The 16,300-nt window shown below is 66.6% G+C and carries 12 protein-coding genes and 2 rRNA genes (1 of these 14 cut by a window edge); 12 read left to right on the top strand and 2 right to left on the bottom strand.

Annotated features, from left to right (window positions below; genetic code table 11):
* From V9G04_08120 to V9G04_08110, 3 genes are all read left to right on the top strand, one after another.
* Nucleotides 1–1,048, top strand: a 23S ribosomal RNA gene (locus V9G04_08120) (it extends 2,071 nt beyond the left edge of the window).
* Nucleotides 1,049–1,186: 138 nt separating this feature from the next.
* A 5S ribosomal RNA gene (gene rrf, locus V9G04_08115) occupies nt 1,187–1,303 on the top strand.
* Between the two features lie 204 nt (nt 1,304–1,507).
* Nucleotides 1,508–1,864, top strand: a complete 357-nt coding sequence (locus V9G04_08110; protein ID MEI2713252.1) for a single-stranded DNA-binding protein — start codon at nt 1,508–1,510, stop codon at nt 1,862–1,864.
* Here V9G04_08110 and V9G04_08105 read toward each other — a convergent pair.
* Nucleotides 1,842–2,963: a DUF1015 family protein gene (locus V9G04_08105; protein MEI2713251.1), complete on the bottom strand. Its 1,122-nt coding sequence runs from the start codon at nt 2,961–2,963 to the stop codon at nt 1,842–1,844. The genes V9G04_08110 and V9G04_08105 overlap by 23 nt on opposite strands.
* A gap of 53 nt (nt 2,964–3,016) precedes the next feature.
* Here V9G04_08105 and V9G04_08100 point away from each other — a divergent pair, with 53 nt between their 5' ends.
* The 6 genes from V9G04_08100 to V9G04_08075 are packed head-to-tail and all read left to right on the top strand — an operon-like array spanning nt 3,017 to nt 9,540.
* Nucleotides 3,017–4,021, top strand: coding sequence for an HAD-IIA family hydrolase (locus tag V9G04_08100; protein ID MEI2713250.1), 1,005 nt, complete (start codon nt 3,017–3,019; stop codon nt 4,019–4,021).
* Nucleotides 4,018–4,284, top strand: a complete 267-nt coding sequence (locus V9G04_08095) for a hypothetical protein (protein MEI2713249.1) — start codon at nt 4,018–4,020, stop codon at nt 4,282–4,284. The genes V9G04_08100 and V9G04_08095 overlap by 4 nt, the downstream gene beginning before the upstream one ends.
* 1 nt (nt 4,285) lies before the next feature.
* On the top strand, nt 4,286–5,125 hold the full coding sequence (locus tag V9G04_08090) for a TlyA family RNA methyltransferase (GenBank protein MEI2713248.1): 840 nt from the start codon (nt 4,286–4,288) through the stop codon (nt 5,123–5,125).
* Nucleotides 5,122–6,075, top strand: coding sequence for an NAD kinase (locus V9G04_08085; protein MEI2713247.1), 954 nt, complete (start codon nt 5,122–5,124; stop codon nt 6,073–6,075). Before V9G04_08090 ends, V9G04_08085 begins: the two co-directional genes overlap by 4 nt.
* Nucleotides 6,072–7,802 carry a DNA repair protein RecN gene (recN, locus tag V9G04_08080; protein MEI2713246.1) on the top strand — a complete coding sequence of 577 codons (1,731 nt, stop codon included), beginning with the start codon at nt 6,072–6,074 and terminating at the stop codon, nt 7,800–7,802. Before V9G04_08085 ends, recN begins: the two co-directional genes overlap by 4 nt.
* Nucleotides 7,803–7,839: 37 nt before the next feature.
* A complete protein-coding gene (locus tag V9G04_08075) occupies nt 7,840–9,540 on the top strand; it encodes a CTP synthase (protein MEI2713245.1) in 1,701 nt (566 codons plus the stop codon).
* A gap of 28 nt (nt 9,541–9,568) precedes the next feature.
* On the opposite strand, the gene pepN is transcribed toward V9G04_08075, so the two are convergent.
* Nucleotides 9,569–12,037 carry an aminopeptidase N gene (gene pepN / locus V9G04_08070; GenBank protein MEI2713244.1) on the bottom strand — a complete coding sequence of 823 codons (2,469 nt, stop codon included), beginning with the start codon at nt 12,035–12,037 and terminating at the stop codon, nt 9,569–9,571.
* A 24-nt stretch (nt 12,038–12,061) separates the two neighbouring features.
* Between pepN and V9G04_08065 the strand changes: the two genes are divergently transcribed.
* The 3 genes from V9G04_08065 to V9G04_08055 are packed head-to-tail and all read left to right on the top strand — an operon-like array spanning nt 12,062 to nt 16,297.
* Nucleotides 12,062–12,646 carry an NUDIX hydrolase gene (locus V9G04_08065; GenBank protein ID MEI2713243.1) on the top strand — a complete coding sequence of 195 codons (585 nt, stop codon included), beginning with the start codon at nt 12,062–12,064 and terminating at the stop codon, nt 12,644–12,646.
* Entirely contained in the window at nt 12,639–13,574 is a 936-nt protein-coding gene (xerD, locus tag V9G04_08060) for a site-specific tyrosine recombinase XerD (protein ID MEI2713242.1), read from the top strand. Before V9G04_08065 ends, xerD begins: the two co-directional genes overlap by 8 nt.
* A complete protein-coding gene (locus V9G04_08055) occupies nt 13,574–16,297 on the top strand; it encodes a DUF3516 domain-containing protein (GenBank protein ID MEI2713241.1) in 2,724 nt (907 codons plus the stop codon). Before xerD ends, V9G04_08055 begins: the two co-directional genes overlap by 1 nt.
* The last annotated feature ends 3 nt before the right edge of the window (nt 16,298–16,300 follow it).

The raw sequence follows: 16,300 nt of genomic DNA, 5'->3' as shown, positions 1-16,300 counted from the left end.
AGGACCGGTTAGACCCTTCGGGGTCGAAGCTGAGAATTTAAGCCCCAGTAAACGGCGGTGGTAACTATAACCATCCTAAGGTAGCGAAATTCCTTGTCGGGTAAGTTCCGACCTGCACGAATGGAGTAACGACTTGGGCGCTGTCTCAACCATGGACTCGGCGAAATTGCACTACGAGTAAAGATGCTCGTTACGCGCGGCAGGACGGAAAGACCCCGGGACCTTTACTATAGTTTGGTATTGGTGTTTGGTTCGGCTTGTGTAGGATAGGTGGGAGACTGTGAAACCTCGACGCCAGTTGGGGTGGAGTCAACGTTGAAATACCACTCTGGTCGTACTAGATATCTAACCTCGGACCGTGATCCGGTTCAGGGACAGTGCCTGATGGGTAGTTTAACTGGGGCGGTTGCCTCCTAAAATGTAACGGAGGCGCTCAAAGGTTCCCTCAGCCTGGTTGGCAATCAGGTGTCGAGTGTAAGTGCACAAGGGAGCTTGACTGTGAGACAGACATGTCGAGCAGGGACGAAAGTCGGAACTAGTGATCTGGCCACGGCATGTGGAAGCGTGGTCACTCAACGGATAAAAGGTACCCCGGGGATAACAGGCTGATCTTCCCCAAGAGTCCATATCGACGGGATGGTTTGGCACCTCGATGTCGGCTCGTCGCATCCTGGGGCTGGAGTAGGTCCCAAGGGTTGGGCTGTTCGCCCATTAAAGCGGCACGCGAGCTGGGTTTAGAACGTCGTGAGACAGTTCGGTCCCTATCCGCCGCGCGCGCAGGAAACTTGAGAAAGGCTGTCCCTAGTACGAGAGGACCGGGATGGACGAACCTCTGGTGTGCCAGTTGTTCCGCCAGGAGCACGGCTGGTTAGCTACGTTCGGAAGTGATAACCGCTGAACGCATCTAAGCGGGAAGCACGTTTCAAGATAAGGTTTCCCACCCCCATTGAGGGGTTAAGGCCCCCACCAGACTAGTGGGTTGATAGGCCGGAGGTGTACAGCAGCAATGCCCAGCCGACCGGTACTAATAGGCCGAGGGCTTGCCCCCAAACACAAACAAACCCGCGCAACGTAACAAACACAACCAAGAAACTCGCGTCCCTATACAAAATCTGAAACAACAAACCCAACCCCCCGGCCAATACCCCGGGGGGACCACAACAAGAATGGGATAGTTGAATAGAGTTACGGCGGCCACAGCGAGAGGGAAACACCCGGACCCATCCCGAACCCGGAAGTTAAGCCTCTCAGCGCCGATGGTACTGCAACCGAGAGGCTGTGGGAGAGTAGGACGCCGCCGAACACACACCACGCTGTAGCGGGCCCACACGGGCCCGCTACACGCAATTTCGGTGGCAAATCTTGGGGCCTTCGTCGCTCCCAGATGCTGATGGGAGCCACTTCTTCTCCACAGTCCGGCCTTTGCGCCCAGTTGTCCACAGGGTCGGTTCCCGATCGGTGGCATTGTCGGTGACTTTCGGCAGTGTCTTCGGCCAGGAGGTGCGAGATGACAGCACAGGTGGAAGAGCAGGTGTTCGACAATGCCGTGAGCCTGCGGGGTCGAGTGGCGGCAGCGCCCGAGGAACGGGATCTGCCCTCGGGAGATCGATTGATCACGTTCCGGATCGTGGTGCCTCGCGAGCCGCGCTCGCGGCGGGGGCGTCCGGGACCTTCGGTGGACACCTTCGATTGCTGCGCCTGGAGCAAGGCATCCCAACGCAAGGTGCTGACCTGGCAAGCCGGTGACGTCGTTCAGGTGCACGGGCGGTTGCGACGCCGGTTCTTTTCGACCGGGGCGGGGAAGGGCTCGAGAGTGGAGGTGGAGATGAGCCAGGGCAAGATCATTCGTCGAGCGAGCGCATAAGGACACCGACGCTGGGCTTGGGCTGGAACGAGGTCGCCTTTTGCGGCAGCAACCGATCATGGGTGACGGCATCGCGGACCTGATCGAAGGTCGGCGCCGGCAAGATGACGGCCACTGCTCGACCGCGCCGTGCGCCTTGGAGCGCGGACTCTACCGAGTGGTGGTAGTCGACGCTGGTGGGTGCGGGCGCGAGAGCAGACAGGAGTTCGTCGTGGAGAACTCCCACCGCAATCTGTCCTGGCAGCAGGGCGAGCCGGAGGATCGCCCAACTCCTCGAATCGCTCACAACCACGCAGTCGGGGCTGAGCACTTCAAGCGCCCGCTCGCGCGATCGGATCTCCAGGCGGTGGGGAGTGCCCGCGACAGCATCGCCGAGCGTGGCCAGATCCACGCCGTGCAGCACCCGGTGGATGGCTCCGAGGAAGAGGGGAGTGTCAGCCTGGTCGACCAGCATGGCCAGTCCGAAATCCCAGCCGGTACCCGGGTGCTCTGCCTGAAGGCGCAGATACGCGGTGTAGCGGTGGTGTCCGTCCGCGATGATCGCCTGCGTCTTGGCGATGATGCGCTGCAACGCCTGGAGGTCGGACTCGCCGCGGATAGCCCACACGCGGTGCTGCTGGCCGGCGCGATCTTGGAACTGATGCAGCGGCGATTCCTTGGTGATCTCGTCCATCCAGCCGCGCAGACGGGCGCGCCCCTGATGCACCAGTAGGATCGGCGCAGGGTTGATCCGCATCTCAGCCATCCGGCTGGCCAGCTGTTCCGACTGAGTCTGATACACGCCCTCGTGGGGAAAGACCGCGCGTTCGTTGTGGGAACGTGCCCGCCGAGACAGTGGGATCAGGCCGACCAGACCCCGCACGGTAAGGCCGTCACCGGAGTATTCGTGCACGTACACGGCGGGCGACCGGTCGCGCAGGATGCGTCCTTGGGCCTGCCAGCGCAGGAGGCGAGCAGCCACGTCACGATAGGGTCGGGCTGTCGCGCGGGCGGCAGCATGTTCGCCGACCTTGGTCGGAGAGATCGTCAGGCCGACAAAAGGCAGCAATGTCAGTGGAGAGGCCAGGTACGGCGGCGTCTGCGTCGCCATGGACTCCATCGCAGCATCGTACGGGGTGCCAACAACGCCGGGTCCCGGTGGCACGAAAGGCAGTGAGTCGGGTGTTGAAGGCGAGCGAGGGTCCGCTGATCGAGGGCTTCGATCTGGTCATGTTCGACCTCGACGGCGTCGTCTATGTGGGTGATGGCCCGGTGGCCCACGCCGCCGAAGCAATCGCCGAGGTCCGCGGGGGGAACACCTCGGTGGCCTACATCACCAACAACGCGTCTCGTCCACCGGCCGATGTGGTCGACAAACTCGAGCGGGTGGGAGTGGTGGCGACCCCGGACGAGGTCGTCACGTCAGCGCAGGCGGTGGCCCACCTGTTGGTGAACGACTTCGGCACCGGGTCTCGAGTTGCCGTGCTCGGGGGGAGCGGTTTGAAGGAGGCGCTGTCGGCCGAGGGGTTACAGGTCTGCGGCGTCCAGGAAGACGACGTGGTCGCAATGGTGTCGGGCTACGGCCCGGACGTGTCCTGGGGCGACATCATGCACGCCGCCGTGCGCATCCGAGAGGGGCTGCCGTACTACGCCAGCAATGCCGATCGGACCATCCCGACAGCCTTCGGAGTCGCGCCCGGCCATGGGGTACTTGTCGATCTGTTGAGGAAGTTCGGTGAGGCAGAAGCCAAGATCGCCGGCAAGCCCGCCCGCCCGTTGTTCGACGAGACGCTGGAACGGATCGCGTCGCACCGACCGTTGATGGTGGGCGACCGTCTGGACACCGATATCCAAGGCGCCGTCCAGGCTGAGATTCCGTCGCTTCTCGTCCTCACTGGAGTCACGGGCATCACGGAACTGCTGACCGCCGGACCGGGCGAGCGTCCGACTTATCTGGCCGTCGACCTGCGCGGATTGCTCGACTCTCATCCTCACGTTGAGCGTGAGGGTGAGGCTTTCCGGGTCCGCGGATGGTCGGCACAGGTGACGCAGGGCCGCCTCGTCGTCACGGGTCGAGGCGCCGCTGACGACTGGTGGCGGGCTGCGGCCGAGGCCGGGTGGGCACACCTCGACGCGTCCGGCGAGCCGGCGGCCTTCGACGGTAGTGTGCCGACATGAGTCAGCCGCAGGATTCCTCCGACCAGGAAGCGTCGGCGTCCGCAGCACACGCGGGAGTCGATGACGCGCTTGCCCGCCTCGCCGAGCTCGACGAGTTGTCGGTCTCGGAGCACGCTGCAGTCTTCGAGGAGATCCACCAGACGCTGCGGCGTACCTTGCGCGGCGACGACTCTGGAGGCGTGCACACCGACGGCGTTGCCGCCGACAGCGTTGCCGCCGACAGCGTTGCCGCCGACGGCCCCCGCTCCCATAGCGCCCACTGACTTGGGTCCCCGACGTTTGCGGCTGGATGCCGAGTTGGTACGCCGTGGTCTGGCGCGTTCGCGAGAGCACGCCAGCGAACTGATCGGTGCCGGACAGGTCAAGGTGTCCGGGACAGTGGCCCACAAGCCCGCGACCGGCGTCACGACAGATGTCGCCATCGTGGTCACGGCCGATCCGGACCGTGTCGAGTACGTCTCCCGGGGCGGACACAAACTCCAGGGAGCACTCACGGCCTTCGGGCCGCGCGGCTTGCTGATCGCTGGACGCAGATGCTTGGACGCGGGTGCCTCGACCGGCGGCTTCACTGATGTGCTGCTTCGGCACGGTGCCGGTGAGGTGGTCGCGGTGGATGTGGGCTACGGCCAGCTTGCCTGGCCGCTGCGCGCGGACGAGCGCGTTCGTGTCCACGACCGCACCAACATCCGCGACCTCACCGTGGAACTCATCGGCGGCCCGGTGGACGTCGTGGTCGGGGACCTGTCGTTCATTTCGCTTCGACTCGTGCTCCCCGCCCTGTCTCGGGTCACAGCGACCGAGGGTGACATGGCGTTGATGGTCAAGCCACAGTTCGAGGTCGGCAAGGATCGAGTGGGCAAAGGTGGAGTCGTACGCGATCCGGTGCTGCGCGCCGAGTCCGTCGGCGAAGTCGTCCGAACTGCCGGCGAACTGGGTTGGGGACTGCAAGCGGTGGCGACGAGTCCGTTGCCCGGGCCGTCCGGCAACGTCGAGTTCTTCATCTGGCTCAGGCACGCACCACCGCTGGTCGGTGACGATGAGATCCGGGCCGAAGCAGAGCGCACCGCCACACTGTCGGCGTCTGGTGAGAGGCTGGAGCCATGACGGTGCGCGGAGAGGACATGCTGCTTGGCCGCACGGTGTTGCTGCTGGCGCATACCGGACGAGACGATGCGCGTGACGCGGCGGCTCGTACGCTCGCAGCTCTCCTCGGCGCGGGCCTGACCGTCCGGATGACGACCGACGACGCGGCCTCGCTTGGTGTCGACGGCCAGGTTGAACTCACCGACTCGCTAGACGATGCCGGTCAGGGATGCGAACTGGCCCTGGTCATCGGAGGCGATGGCACGATCCTTCGCGCGGCCGAAGTGACCCACGCCAGCGGCACCCCGTTGCTGGGTATCAACCTCGGCCATGTGGGTTTCCTTGCCGAAGCCGAAGCCGAGGATCTCGACAGCGTCGTCTCGGCAGTGATCGAGCGTCGCTACGAGATCGAGGATCGACTGACTGTCGACGTCACCGTCTGGCACGACGGCGAGGTCGTGCTGCGCAGCTTCGCCCTCAACGAGGCAAGCGTCGAGAAGGCGGCCCGTGAGCGGATGCTCGAGGTGGTCGTCGAGATCGATGACCGGCCGGTCTCACGCTGGGGTTGTGATGGCGTGGTGTGCGCGACGCCGACTGGGAGCACCGCCTACAACTTCTCCGCCGGCGGCCCGATCGTCTGGCCGGGAGTGCAGGCGCTGCTGATGGTCCCGATCAGCGCGCACGCGTTGTTCGCGCGGCCGATGGTGGTGTCGCCGACTTCTACGTTGGCGATCGAGGTGCTGTCGCGCACGTCTGCGTCCGGTGTGCTCTGGTGCGACGGACGGCGAGCCGTCGACCTGCCACCCGGGGCTCGGATCGAGGTCCGTCGCGGGGCGACCCCCGTACCGCTGGTGCGACTCCACCCGGCGCCCTTCGCGGACCGGTTGGTGGCCAAGTTCGACCTGCCTGTGCAGGGGTGGCGCGGTGCGGCCGAGCGCCGCCGAGAACAACGCAGGAGCGCGGAGACGTGATCGAGGAACTCCGGATCACCGACCTCGGAGTGATCGAGTCGTCGACGCTGCCGCTGGGGCCCGGGCTGACCGTGGTTAGCGGTGAGACCGGCGCAGGCAAGACGATGATCGTCACGGCTCTGGGCCTGTTGTTGGGGGGCCGTGCGGACTCCGGCGGCGTACGCACCGGAGCGCGTCAGGCGCGGATCGAGGGGATCGTGGCGGCTCGTTCCCTGGCACTGATCCGACCAGGGGTCGAAGGACTGGGCGGAGTCGTGGAGGACGAGGGCGTCCTGCTCGCTCGCCATGTCGCGGCGGAAGGCCGCTCTCGTGCATTCGTGGGTGGTGCTGCGGTGCCGATCGCGGCCCTGGCTGAGCTCACTGCCCCCATCGTCGCCGTCCATGGTCAGTCCGATCAGCACCGGTTGGTGCGACCACAGGCCCAACTCGACGCTCTCGACCACTTCGGTGGGGTGGCGTTGCAGAAGACTCTCGGTGCCTACGTCGAGACGTACGACCGCCTCGTCGCTGCTGAGGCCGAGTTGCGTGAACTCGTGGACCTGGCCCGGGAGAGGGCACGCGAGGCCGATCTGCTGCGTTTCGGGCTCGGCGAGATCGCAGCGTTGGCGCCCGAGTCCGGGGAGGATGTCAGGCTCGCGCAGGAGGAGTCGCGACTGGGACACGCCGACACGCTGCGCACCCACACCGAAGCGGCCCGCGAAGCGCTGAGCAGCGAGCGCGAGGCCCCGGACGCGCTCGGCGCGGTGGCCGCGGCACGTCGGGTGTTGGAGGCCGTACGCGAGCATGATGCGGAGGTGGCCGGGCTAGCCGAGCGGCTGGCCGAGGTCTCTTATCTGCTCTCCGACCTGGCGGCCGACGTGGCCTCGTACGCCGCCGACGTCGACGTCGACCCGGCAAGGCTTGCCGCCGTGTCCGAGCGGCGCGCCGGACTCACCGCACTGCAACGCAAGTACGGCGACACCATCGAGGACGTGCTGCGTTGGAGCGAGGACGCCGCGCGCCGACTCGTCACACTCGACGACTCCGACACCCGGATCGAGACGCTGCGCGCCGAGCGGGCGGCATTGCGTACGCAGTTGGGCGCTGCGGCGGGGGAGTTGTCGCAGTTGCGGACCGACGCTGCGGCCGACCTGGCTGCCCGGGTCACAGAGGAGATCAACGCGCTGGCGATGCCGCACGCGCGGCTCGCCCTGGTCGTACAACAACGCGACGTGACGACAGACGGACTCACCGTGGGGTCACGCGAGGTCGCCTTCGGTCGGACAGGCGTCGACGAGATCGAGTTTCGTCTGGCCGCCAACCCCGGATCCGAGCCACGCTCCCTGGCCAAGACCGCATCCGGCGGCGAACTCTCCCGCGTGATGTTGGGACTCGAGGTCGTCTTGGCCGGCTCCGGTGACGTGCCGACGTTCGTCTTCGACGAGGTGGATGCCGGCGTGGGCGGACGAGCGGCGACCGAGATCGGTGCCCGGCTCGCGCGCTTGGCCAAGGACGCTCAGGTGCTGGTGGTCACCCACCTCCCTCAGGTCGCGGCCTTCGCGGATCGCCACGTGCTGATCGAGAAGTCCAGTGACGGTGTCGTCACCACCAGCGGGCTCACCGTGCTCGACGAGCCGGGACGCGTACGTGAACTCTCCCGGATGCTGGCCGGAGTCGAGGAGTCGGACAGCGCCCAGGCACACGCCGTCGAACTCCTGGAGGCCGCGCAATCGCGGTCGGCGCGCTGACCACGAAGACCTGTGACCTGTTGTAGGCTTGAAGCCCGTGAAGCCCTCCGGTAGCCGCGCTCCTGCCAAGCACATCTTCGTCACCGGGGGCGTCGCCTCCTCTCTCGGCAAGGGATTGACCGCGTCCTCTCTCGGCAACCTGCTCAAGGCACGCGGGATCCGGGTGACGATGCAGAAGTTGGATCCCTACCTGAACGTCGATCCCGGCACGATGAACCCGTTCCAGCACGGCGAGGTGTTCGTCACCAACGACGGCGCGGAGACCGACCTCGACATCGGCCACTACGAGCGGTTCCTCGACCGCGACCTGAGCGGCGACGCGAACGTGACGACTGGCCAGGTCTATTCCAACGTGATCGCGCGCGAGCGCCGGGGGGACTACCTCGGTGACACGGTGCAGGTCATCCCGCACATCACCAACGAGATCAAGGACCGCATCATCGGCATGGGCGGCGATGACGTCGACGTGGTCATTACCGAGGTCGGCGGCACGGTCGGCGACATCGAGTCGCTGCCGTTCCTGGAAGCAGCGCGCCAGGTGCGCCACGACATCGGGCGTGACAACTGCTTCTTCATCCACGTGTCGCTGGTGCCGTGGATCGGACCGTCGCAGGAGTTGAAGACCAAGCCCACCCAGCACTCGGTGGCTGCGTTGCGCTCGATCGGCATCCAGCCGGACGCGATCGTGTGTCGTTCAGACCGAGAACTCCCCGACGGGATCAAACGCAAGATCTCGTTGATGTGTGACGTCGACGAGGACGCGGTGGTGACGGCTGCCGATGCGCCTTCGATCTATGACATCCCCAAGGTGCTGCACCGCGAGGGGCTGGACGCGATCGTCGTACGCCGTCTCGACCTGCCCTGGCGCGACGTCGACTGGACCGACTGGGACGACCTGCTGCGCCGCGTACATCACCCCAACGAAGAGGTCACGGTCGCGCTGGTCGGCAAGTACATCGACCTGCCGGACGCGTACCTCTCGATCGCGGAAGCGTTGCGTGCGGGTGGATTCGCGCATGAGGCGAAGGTGCACCTGCGCTGGGTGCCGTCGGACGAATGTGAGACTCCTGAAGGCGCGGCACGGGCCTTGGCCGACGTCGACGCGGTGTTGGTGCCAGGCGGCTTCGGCATTCGCGGGATCGAGGGCAAACTCGGTGCCTTCACGCACGCGCGCACACATCTGCTGCCCACCCTGGGCATTTGTCTGGGTCTGCAGTGCATGGTGATCGAGTACGCCCGCAATGTCGCCGAGGTCACGGGCGCCGGTTCCACGGAGTTCGATCCGCAGACGACCGAGCCGGTGATCTCCACCATCGAGGAGCAGAAACAGTTCGTGGAGGGTGCTGGCGACCTCGGCGGCACCATGCGCCTGGGCCTGCAGAAGGCCCAACTCATCCCCGGCACGGTCGTGCATGCGACCTACGGCAGCGACGTGGTCGAGGAGCGACACCGTCACCGTTACGAGTTCAACGACACCTACCGCGACGCCCTGGAGCGGGCGGGCCTGGTCTTCTCCGGCACCAACCCGGAACTGGGGCTGGTCGAGTTCGTCGAGCTTCCTGCTGACGTCCACCCCTACTACGTCGCGACCCAGGCGCACCCGGAGTTGCGTTCGCGCCCGACTCGGCCGCATCCGCTATTCGCCGGGCTGATCGGTGCGGCCATCGAGCGTCAGCGCTCCGAGCGGTTCCCCCTCGATGAGTCGGGACTGCGCAGGACCTACGACGACGAGGCCTGACCCAGACCGACCCGGCACAGTCTGCGAGTCAGCGGGTGCGAGCAGTGAGGATCTGACGCAGCACGAAGGTCTGGGCACGCACCTGGTTCTTGGCGTACGCACTGATCGCATCGCCGCTCGTCGCGTGCTCGGCAGCGTCCGCGAAAGCCGCGTCGCCCACTCCTTGCGGATACATCGCGCGGATGACCACGCCCTGGTTGAGCAAGCCTCCGGCCATCCGGGTGAGTTCGTCGAGGTAGCGATAGGTGTACGGCTCCAGCAGCTCGTGCTGTGCCGACCGCCAGAACATCTGCCCCAACACGAGCGTCTCACGGCTCGCGGGGACCGAGCGATCCACGAAGAACGCCTTCCAGACCTCGTCCTTGGACTCGGTGTCCGGGGCCTGAGCCAGCACCATGAGGTGCCGGATGTGGGCGTCGGGATCCGGGTCGGCGGTCAGCAACGCGTCGGCGGCAGCACGATCGAGATCTCCCAGTTCGGCTCGGCGAGCAAGCATCCGCCAGGTGAGGTCGGTGTCGGTCGCCTTCGCGGCGGCCTCCTCCAGGATCGCCCAGTCTGCGTCACTGGTCGCACACTGGGCCAGCATCCGCAGGGCTGCCTGGCTGGCGTCGGGGCGGTCGACCTGGCGTACGCAGGCCTCGGCCAGCGCGGCCTTCAGTTCGGCTGACTCCGCCCCCGGAGCCCAGCGGTCGGCGAACAGGTAGCCCTGGCTCGCGAAACTCTCCGCGAGTCCTGCCACGGGCTCGCTCGCAAGTGCCTTGGTGGCCGCCTTCGCCGCGATTCGGGGGGCAAGTTCGCCGAGCAACAGCAACTGGGTCGCGGTGTTGATGACCACGGCGCGAGACAACGGGTCGGGCAGTTCGGCTACCCGGTCGAACATGATTTCCTGCGAGCGTGCGTCCGGGCGTACGACCGCGTAGGTGACGTCGCTGGAGTTGAGCAGATGCAACTCGCCGTCGAGCACGCCGACGTCCTGGGAGGAGCCGACGAGGGAGACTTCGGTGACCCCGGTGGCGCTCAGAGTGTCACCGACCGCGTAGTGGGCGATGTCGAACCGGTGCGGACGGGGGCCAGCCTCGTCCGGGGACTGCGCCGAGACCGTCGCGCCGTCCAGGCTGATCGCGTCCAGGCTGATCACGTCCGGGCCGGCTCGATCGAGCCACGCGGACGTCCACTCGGTCAGGTCCTGGCCCGCGGCAGCGGCGTACTCGTCCATCAGGTCGGAGAGTCGGGTGTTGCTCCACGCGTGCTTGGCGAAGTACGCCTGCAAGCCTGCGACGAACGCGTCCTCGCCGATGTAGGCCATCAGTTGGTGCAGGACGCTTTGGCCCTTGAGATAGGTGATCGCGTCGAAGTTGGCCAGCGCCACCGACACGTCGGGCACCTCGCCGCGGATGGGGTGGCGAGCCGGGCTCATGTCCATCTCGTACGCCTGCTTCTTGAAGCCGGCCAGGAAGGTCGCCCAGATGTCGTCGAATTGGGTCACGCGTCCCAGCGCCCAGCACGAGGCCCACGACGCGAACGCCTCGTTGAGCCACAGGTCGTCCCACCACTGCATCGTGACGAGATCGCCGAACCACATGTGTGCCATCTCGTGCAGGATGAACTCCGCGCGCGTCTCGCGCTGCATGTAGGAACCCGGCGTACGGAACAGTTGCGCATCGCCGTAGGTGACACAGCCCCAGTTCTCCATCGCGCCGCCGAGGTTGGGAACGAAGACCTGGTCGTAACGCTCCTGCGGGAAGGCAATCCCGAACTTGTCGGCGAAGAAGGCCAGGCTCTGCCGGGTCACCGTGACCATCTCGTCGAGATCGCGCTCCAAGTGGGGGATCAGCGACTGGCGACAGAAGAAGCCGAGGTCGTAGCCATCGTGCTGCTGGCGGATCTCGTGGAACGGGCCGGCGTTGACTACCACCACGTACGTCGAGAGCGGGGGAGTGTCGGGATAAGTCCACACGCGGCCGTCGCCGTCTGGCGCCTGCGTGATCGACTCGGGGGCGCCGTTGGAGGTCACCACCCACGACTCGGGTGCCGTGACGACGAATCGGTGTGGTGCCTTGAGGTCCGGCTGGTCGAAGCAGGCCCAGACCCGGCGCGCGTCGTCGGCCTCCAAGGAGGTCCAGACATAGACCAGCCCATCGGTCGGGTCGACCGTACGCAGGATGCCCTCGGCGGATCCGGTGTTGTGTTGCGACATCGACACCACCAGGGTGTTGTCTGCGGTCAGGCCGGACAGCGGGAGCCGACCACCGGCGTGGGTGGAAAGGTCGAGTTCCTGGCCATTGAGTTGCGCGGAGTGCACCTCACCCACCACGTCGACGAAGGTCGAGGCACCCGGCTCGGAGCAGGTGAATCGTACGGTCGAGACCGAACGCCAGACCTCTCCCTCCAGCAGGTCGCGCATGTCGACCTCGATGTCGTAGCGCTCGACGGACAGGATCTGCGAGCGGGCCTTCGCCTCGTCCTGGGTGAGGTAGAGGATCTGTTCGGCAGTCATGTCGGTCACAGTAGTGTCCGACCCGTGGACGAGCATCTGCGGGACGAACCGACAGCCTGGCCTGTCGATTCCTCGACCGACCACTACCGCACGGACTGGGTGATGGCGTTTCGTGAGGATCTGATCCGTCGGCCGGACGGTGTGGGCGGCAGCTTCGGACGGCTCGTCTTGGAACATCCCGGCGCTGTGGTGGTCCTGGCTTTGGATGATGAGCAGCGGGTGTGCTGCCTGAGGCAATACCGCCACCCCGCGCAGCGTACGTTCGTCGAACTCCCGGCAGGACTCCTCGACGCGGTCGACGAGGACCCGGTCGAGGCGGCGAAGCGGGAGTTGCGAGAAGAGGTGCAGTTGTCGGCAGCCACGTGGACGCCACTGCTGAGCACCTACTCCTCGCCCGGCATCACCAGCGAACTCCTGCACTACTACCTGGCCACAGACCTGACGCCTGCGGATCGCGGCGACTTCGAACTGCACCACGAGGAGATCGACATCGAGCCCTTCTGGGTGCCGTACGCCGACCTGCTCGCCGCGGTGCTGGACGGACGCCTGCAGGACGCACCGGTGGCGCTCGCGGTGTTGGCGGTCAAGGAGCGTGGCCTCCTTGGCTGATGCTGTGGCGCGCGCCGTGCGGACGTACTTGGACCACCTGTCGGTAGAGAGAGGCTTGGCCGACAACACCTTGAAGTCGTACGCACGCGACCTGCGCCGCTATCGCGGTTTCCTGGCGGGCCAGGGGATCGAGGATCTGGGCTCCGTGCAGGAAGCCACCATTACCGAGTTCTTGATGCGGCTGCGCGAGGGCGACCAGGAGCATCCTGCGTTGAGTGCGTCGTCGGCTGCTCGTACGGTCGTCGCGGTGCGCGGGTTCCACAAGTTCGCGGTCCTCGATGGCCTGGCCCAGGACAACCCGGCTGCGTCGGTCAAGCCGCCCTCGGCGGCCAAGCGACTGCCCAAGGCGCTGTCGCTGGCGGAGGTCGAGGCGATCCTGGCCGCTGCCGGGTCGGCTGATACGCCATTGGCATTGCGCGACCGGGCGTTGCTGGAGGTGCTGTACGGCACCGGCGCGCGCATCTCCGAGGCTGTCGGGCTCGACGTGGATGACGTCGATCTGGTCGACGGCGCGGTGCTGTTGCGCGGCAAGGGTGCCAAGGAGCGGATGGTGCCACTCGGGTCGTACGCCGCGGACGCGCTCGGCGCGTGGCTGACCCGAGGCCGCCCCGCGATCCTCGAGAAGGCTTCGGTCAGGGCCGCGCCTGGTGCCGCCGTCTTCCTCAATTCGCGAGGCGGTCGGCTCTCGCGCCAGTCTGCCTGGGCGATCCTGGTCGGTGCGGCCGATCGGGCTGGCGTGGACAAGGACGTCTCGCCGCACACGCTGCGGCACTCGTTCGCGACGCATCTGCTCGAGGGTGGGGCGGACGTACGCGTGGTCCAGGAACTGCTCGGACACGCGTCGGTGACCACGACGCAGATCTACACGCTGGTCACGGTCGACAACCTGCGCGAGGTCTTCGCCACGTCGCATCCCAGGGCACGCTGATGACGGCTCACTTGGGTGCCACCTCGGGAGGTCCCGACGCGGCGTACGACGCGTTCTCCGCGTGGGCCACCGCGCGCGGGCTGTCGCTGTATGAACATCAGGAGGAAGCGATCCTGGCGTTGTATTCCGGATCGCACGTGGTGCTCGCCACGCCTACCGGTTCGGGCAAGTCGCTGGTGGCTACGGCGGCGATCCACGAGGCGCTCTCGGCGGATCGGGTGTCGTTCTACACGGCCCCGATCAAGGCGCTGGTGAGTGAGAAGTTCTTCGACCTGGTCGCCACGTTCGGTGCGGACAACGTGGGGATGCTGACCGGAGACGCGGCGGTCAACGCCGACGCGCCGATCATCGCGTGCACCGCAGAGGTGCTCGCCAACATCGCCTTGCGTGAGGGGCGGGCGGCCGACGTCGGCCTCGTGGTGATGGACGAGTTCCACTTCTATGCCGAACCCGACCGGGGCTGGGCGTGGCAGGTGCCGCTGCTCGAACTGGTGGATGCCCAGTTCCTGCTGATGTCCGCGACGTTAGGCGACGTGGGCTGGCTGCGCGATGATCTTCTGCGGCGTACGCACCGAGAGGTCGAAGTGGTGGCCGATGCCGAGCGGCCCGTACCCCTCGTCTTCTCTTGGTCGCTGACACCGCTGCCGCAAGCGTTGGGGGAGATCGTCGAGACCGGGCAGGCGCCGGTCTACGTGGTGCATCCGACGCAGGCGGCGGCGGTGGAGCATGCGGTGAGTCTGCAGCGAAGTGGTTTCGAGACGCGCCTTCGGCGCTCCTCAACCACCGGGGGGACGACCACCGGGGGGACGAGCACCGGGGGGACGGGCACGACCACTGGGGGGACGGGCACGAGCACCGGGGGGACGAGCGCCGGGGGGACGAGCGCCGGCGTGGCGAGTTCCGGGGAGATGCGCAAGCAGATCATGGAGGGCTTCCGCTTCGGGGCCGGATTCGGCAAGACGCTGGGGCGGCTCTTGCGGGTCGGCATCGGCGTGCACCACGCCGGGATGCTGCCGAAGTATCGGCGTCTGGTGGAGCGGCTCGCGCAGGCCGGAGCCCTCAGCGTCATCTGCGGCACCGACACCCTCGGGGTCGGCATCAACGTGCCGATCCGCACCGTGCTGTTCACCGGGCTGGCGAAGTTCGATGGCCAACGAGACCGGGTGCTGCGGATCCGGGAGTTCCAGCAGATCGCAGGTCGTGCCGGGCGGGCCGGCTTCGACACGACGGGCTACGTCGTCGTCCAAGCTCCTGAGCATGTGATCGAGAACGAGGCGGCCAAGGCCAAGTCGGCGGCCAAGAACGCCGCGAATGCGAAGAAGAACTCCAAGCCGCATCTCAAGAAGCCGCCACCAGGCACCGTCGTGTGGAGTGAGGCCACCTTCACCAAGCTCGTCGAGGGCATCCCCGAGACGCTGGTCTCGCGGATGAAGGTCGACAACGCGATGCTCATCAACGTCCTCTCCCGCGAGGAGGACGCGTTCTCGGTGATGCGGCGTCTGCTGACCGACAACCACGAGCAGCGCAAGCAGCAGGTGAAGTTGTCGCGGCGCGCGCTGCGGCTGGCCCGGTCGCTCGTACGCTCCGACGTGATCACCAGGCTCGACACACCCGACGAGTTCGGTCGCCGCTATGTCTTGACCGTCGACCTGCCGCCGGATTTCGCCCTCAACCAGCCGCTCTCGCACTTCGCGCTGGCGGCGTTCGATCTGCTCGACCCCGAATCTGCGACGTACGCCCTCGATGTGCTCTCGGTCGTGGAGGCGGTCTTGGAGGCGCCGCGCCAGATCCTGTTCGCGCAGCAGAACATCGCCCGCGGCGAACTCGTCGCCGAACTCAAGGCCGACGGCGTGGAGTACGAAGAGCGGATGGCGATCCTGGACGAGGTCACCTGGCCGCAGCCGCTGCTCGACCTGCTCGAACCGGCGTACGAGATCTATCGCGAGACGCATCCGTGGCTCTCACCCGACGCGCTGAACCCCAAGTCGATCGTGCGACTGATGTGGGAGCAGGGGATGTCGTTCACGGACTTCGTCAAGCGCTTCGAGATCGCCCGCTCCGAGGGTTTGGTGCTGCGCTATCTCACCGACGCCTATCGCACGCTGCGGCATACGGTGCCGGACGCGCACCGACCGCCGGAACTCGATGACCTGATCGAGTGGCTCGGCGACACGGTCCGCCAGACCGACTCGTCGCTGCTGGACGAGTGGGAGGGGCTCTCCGATCCCGACCTGGTGCGCGATCCTGGCGCTCCGGCGGCGCCGCCGCCGCGGCCCTTCTCCAGCACCCGCGCGTTCGAGATCGCGATTCGCAATGCGATGTTCGCGCGCGTGGAGGCGGTCGCGCGCGACGACCTGGACGCGCTGATGCGGCTCGAACGCGCCGCGGCCGACCGGACGGAGCCGCCTCGCGCGGTCGGTGTCGGCCGATCGGGCTGGGACGACGCGATCGAGGCGTACTTCACCGAGCACGACACCCTGCTGACCGCCGGAGATGCGCGTGGACCGGCACTCCTGGCGATCGGCGAGGTGGCGACCGGTGAACCCGTGGGTGTCGAAGAGGGGGCCCGCGCCAGGATTCGGCGCGTACGCCAAACGCTGTTGGATCCCGAGGGACATCGAGACTGGGTCATCGACGCGGTCGTGGACTGCGACGCCAGCGACGAGTCGGGGGAGTTGGTGCTCGCCACGGTGGCGATGCGGCGGCTCGACGGGCTGGAGTGACAC

This window comes from Nocardioides sp. (assembly GCA_037045645.1).
Taxonomy (GTDB): domain Bacteria; phylum Actinomycetota; class Actinomycetes; order Propionibacteriales; family Nocardioidaceae; genus Nocardioides.
Note: the sequence above shows the minus strand (reverse complement) of the source record. Positions and strands in the feature narration are given on the sequence as shown.

Bases quoted from the DNA above. Each gene is read 5' to 3' on its own strand.
- V9G04_08085 (MEI2713247.1), top strand. From the start codon at position 5,122: ATGACGGTGCGCGGAGAGGACATGCTGCTTGGCCGCACGGTGTTGCTG.
- V9G04_08055 (MEI2713241.1), top strand. From the start codon at position 13,574: ATGACGGCTCACTTGGGTGCCACCTCGGGAGGTCCCGACGCGGCGTAC.
- V9G04_08105 (MEI2713251.1), bottom strand. From the start codon at position 2,963: ATGGAGTCCATGGCGACGCAGACGCCGCCGTACCTGGCCTCTCCACTG.
- V9G04_08110 (MEI2713252.1), top strand. From the start codon at position 1,508: ATGACAGCACAGGTGGAAGAGCAGGTGTTCGACAATGCCGTGAGCCTG.
- V9G04_08095 (MEI2713249.1), top strand. From the start codon at position 4,018: ATGAGTCAGCCGCAGGATTCCTCCGACCAGGAAGCGTCGGCGTCCGCA.
- pepN (MEI2713244.1), bottom strand. From the start codon at position 12,037: ATGACTGCCGAACAGATCCTCTACCTCACCCAGGACGAGGCGAAGGCC.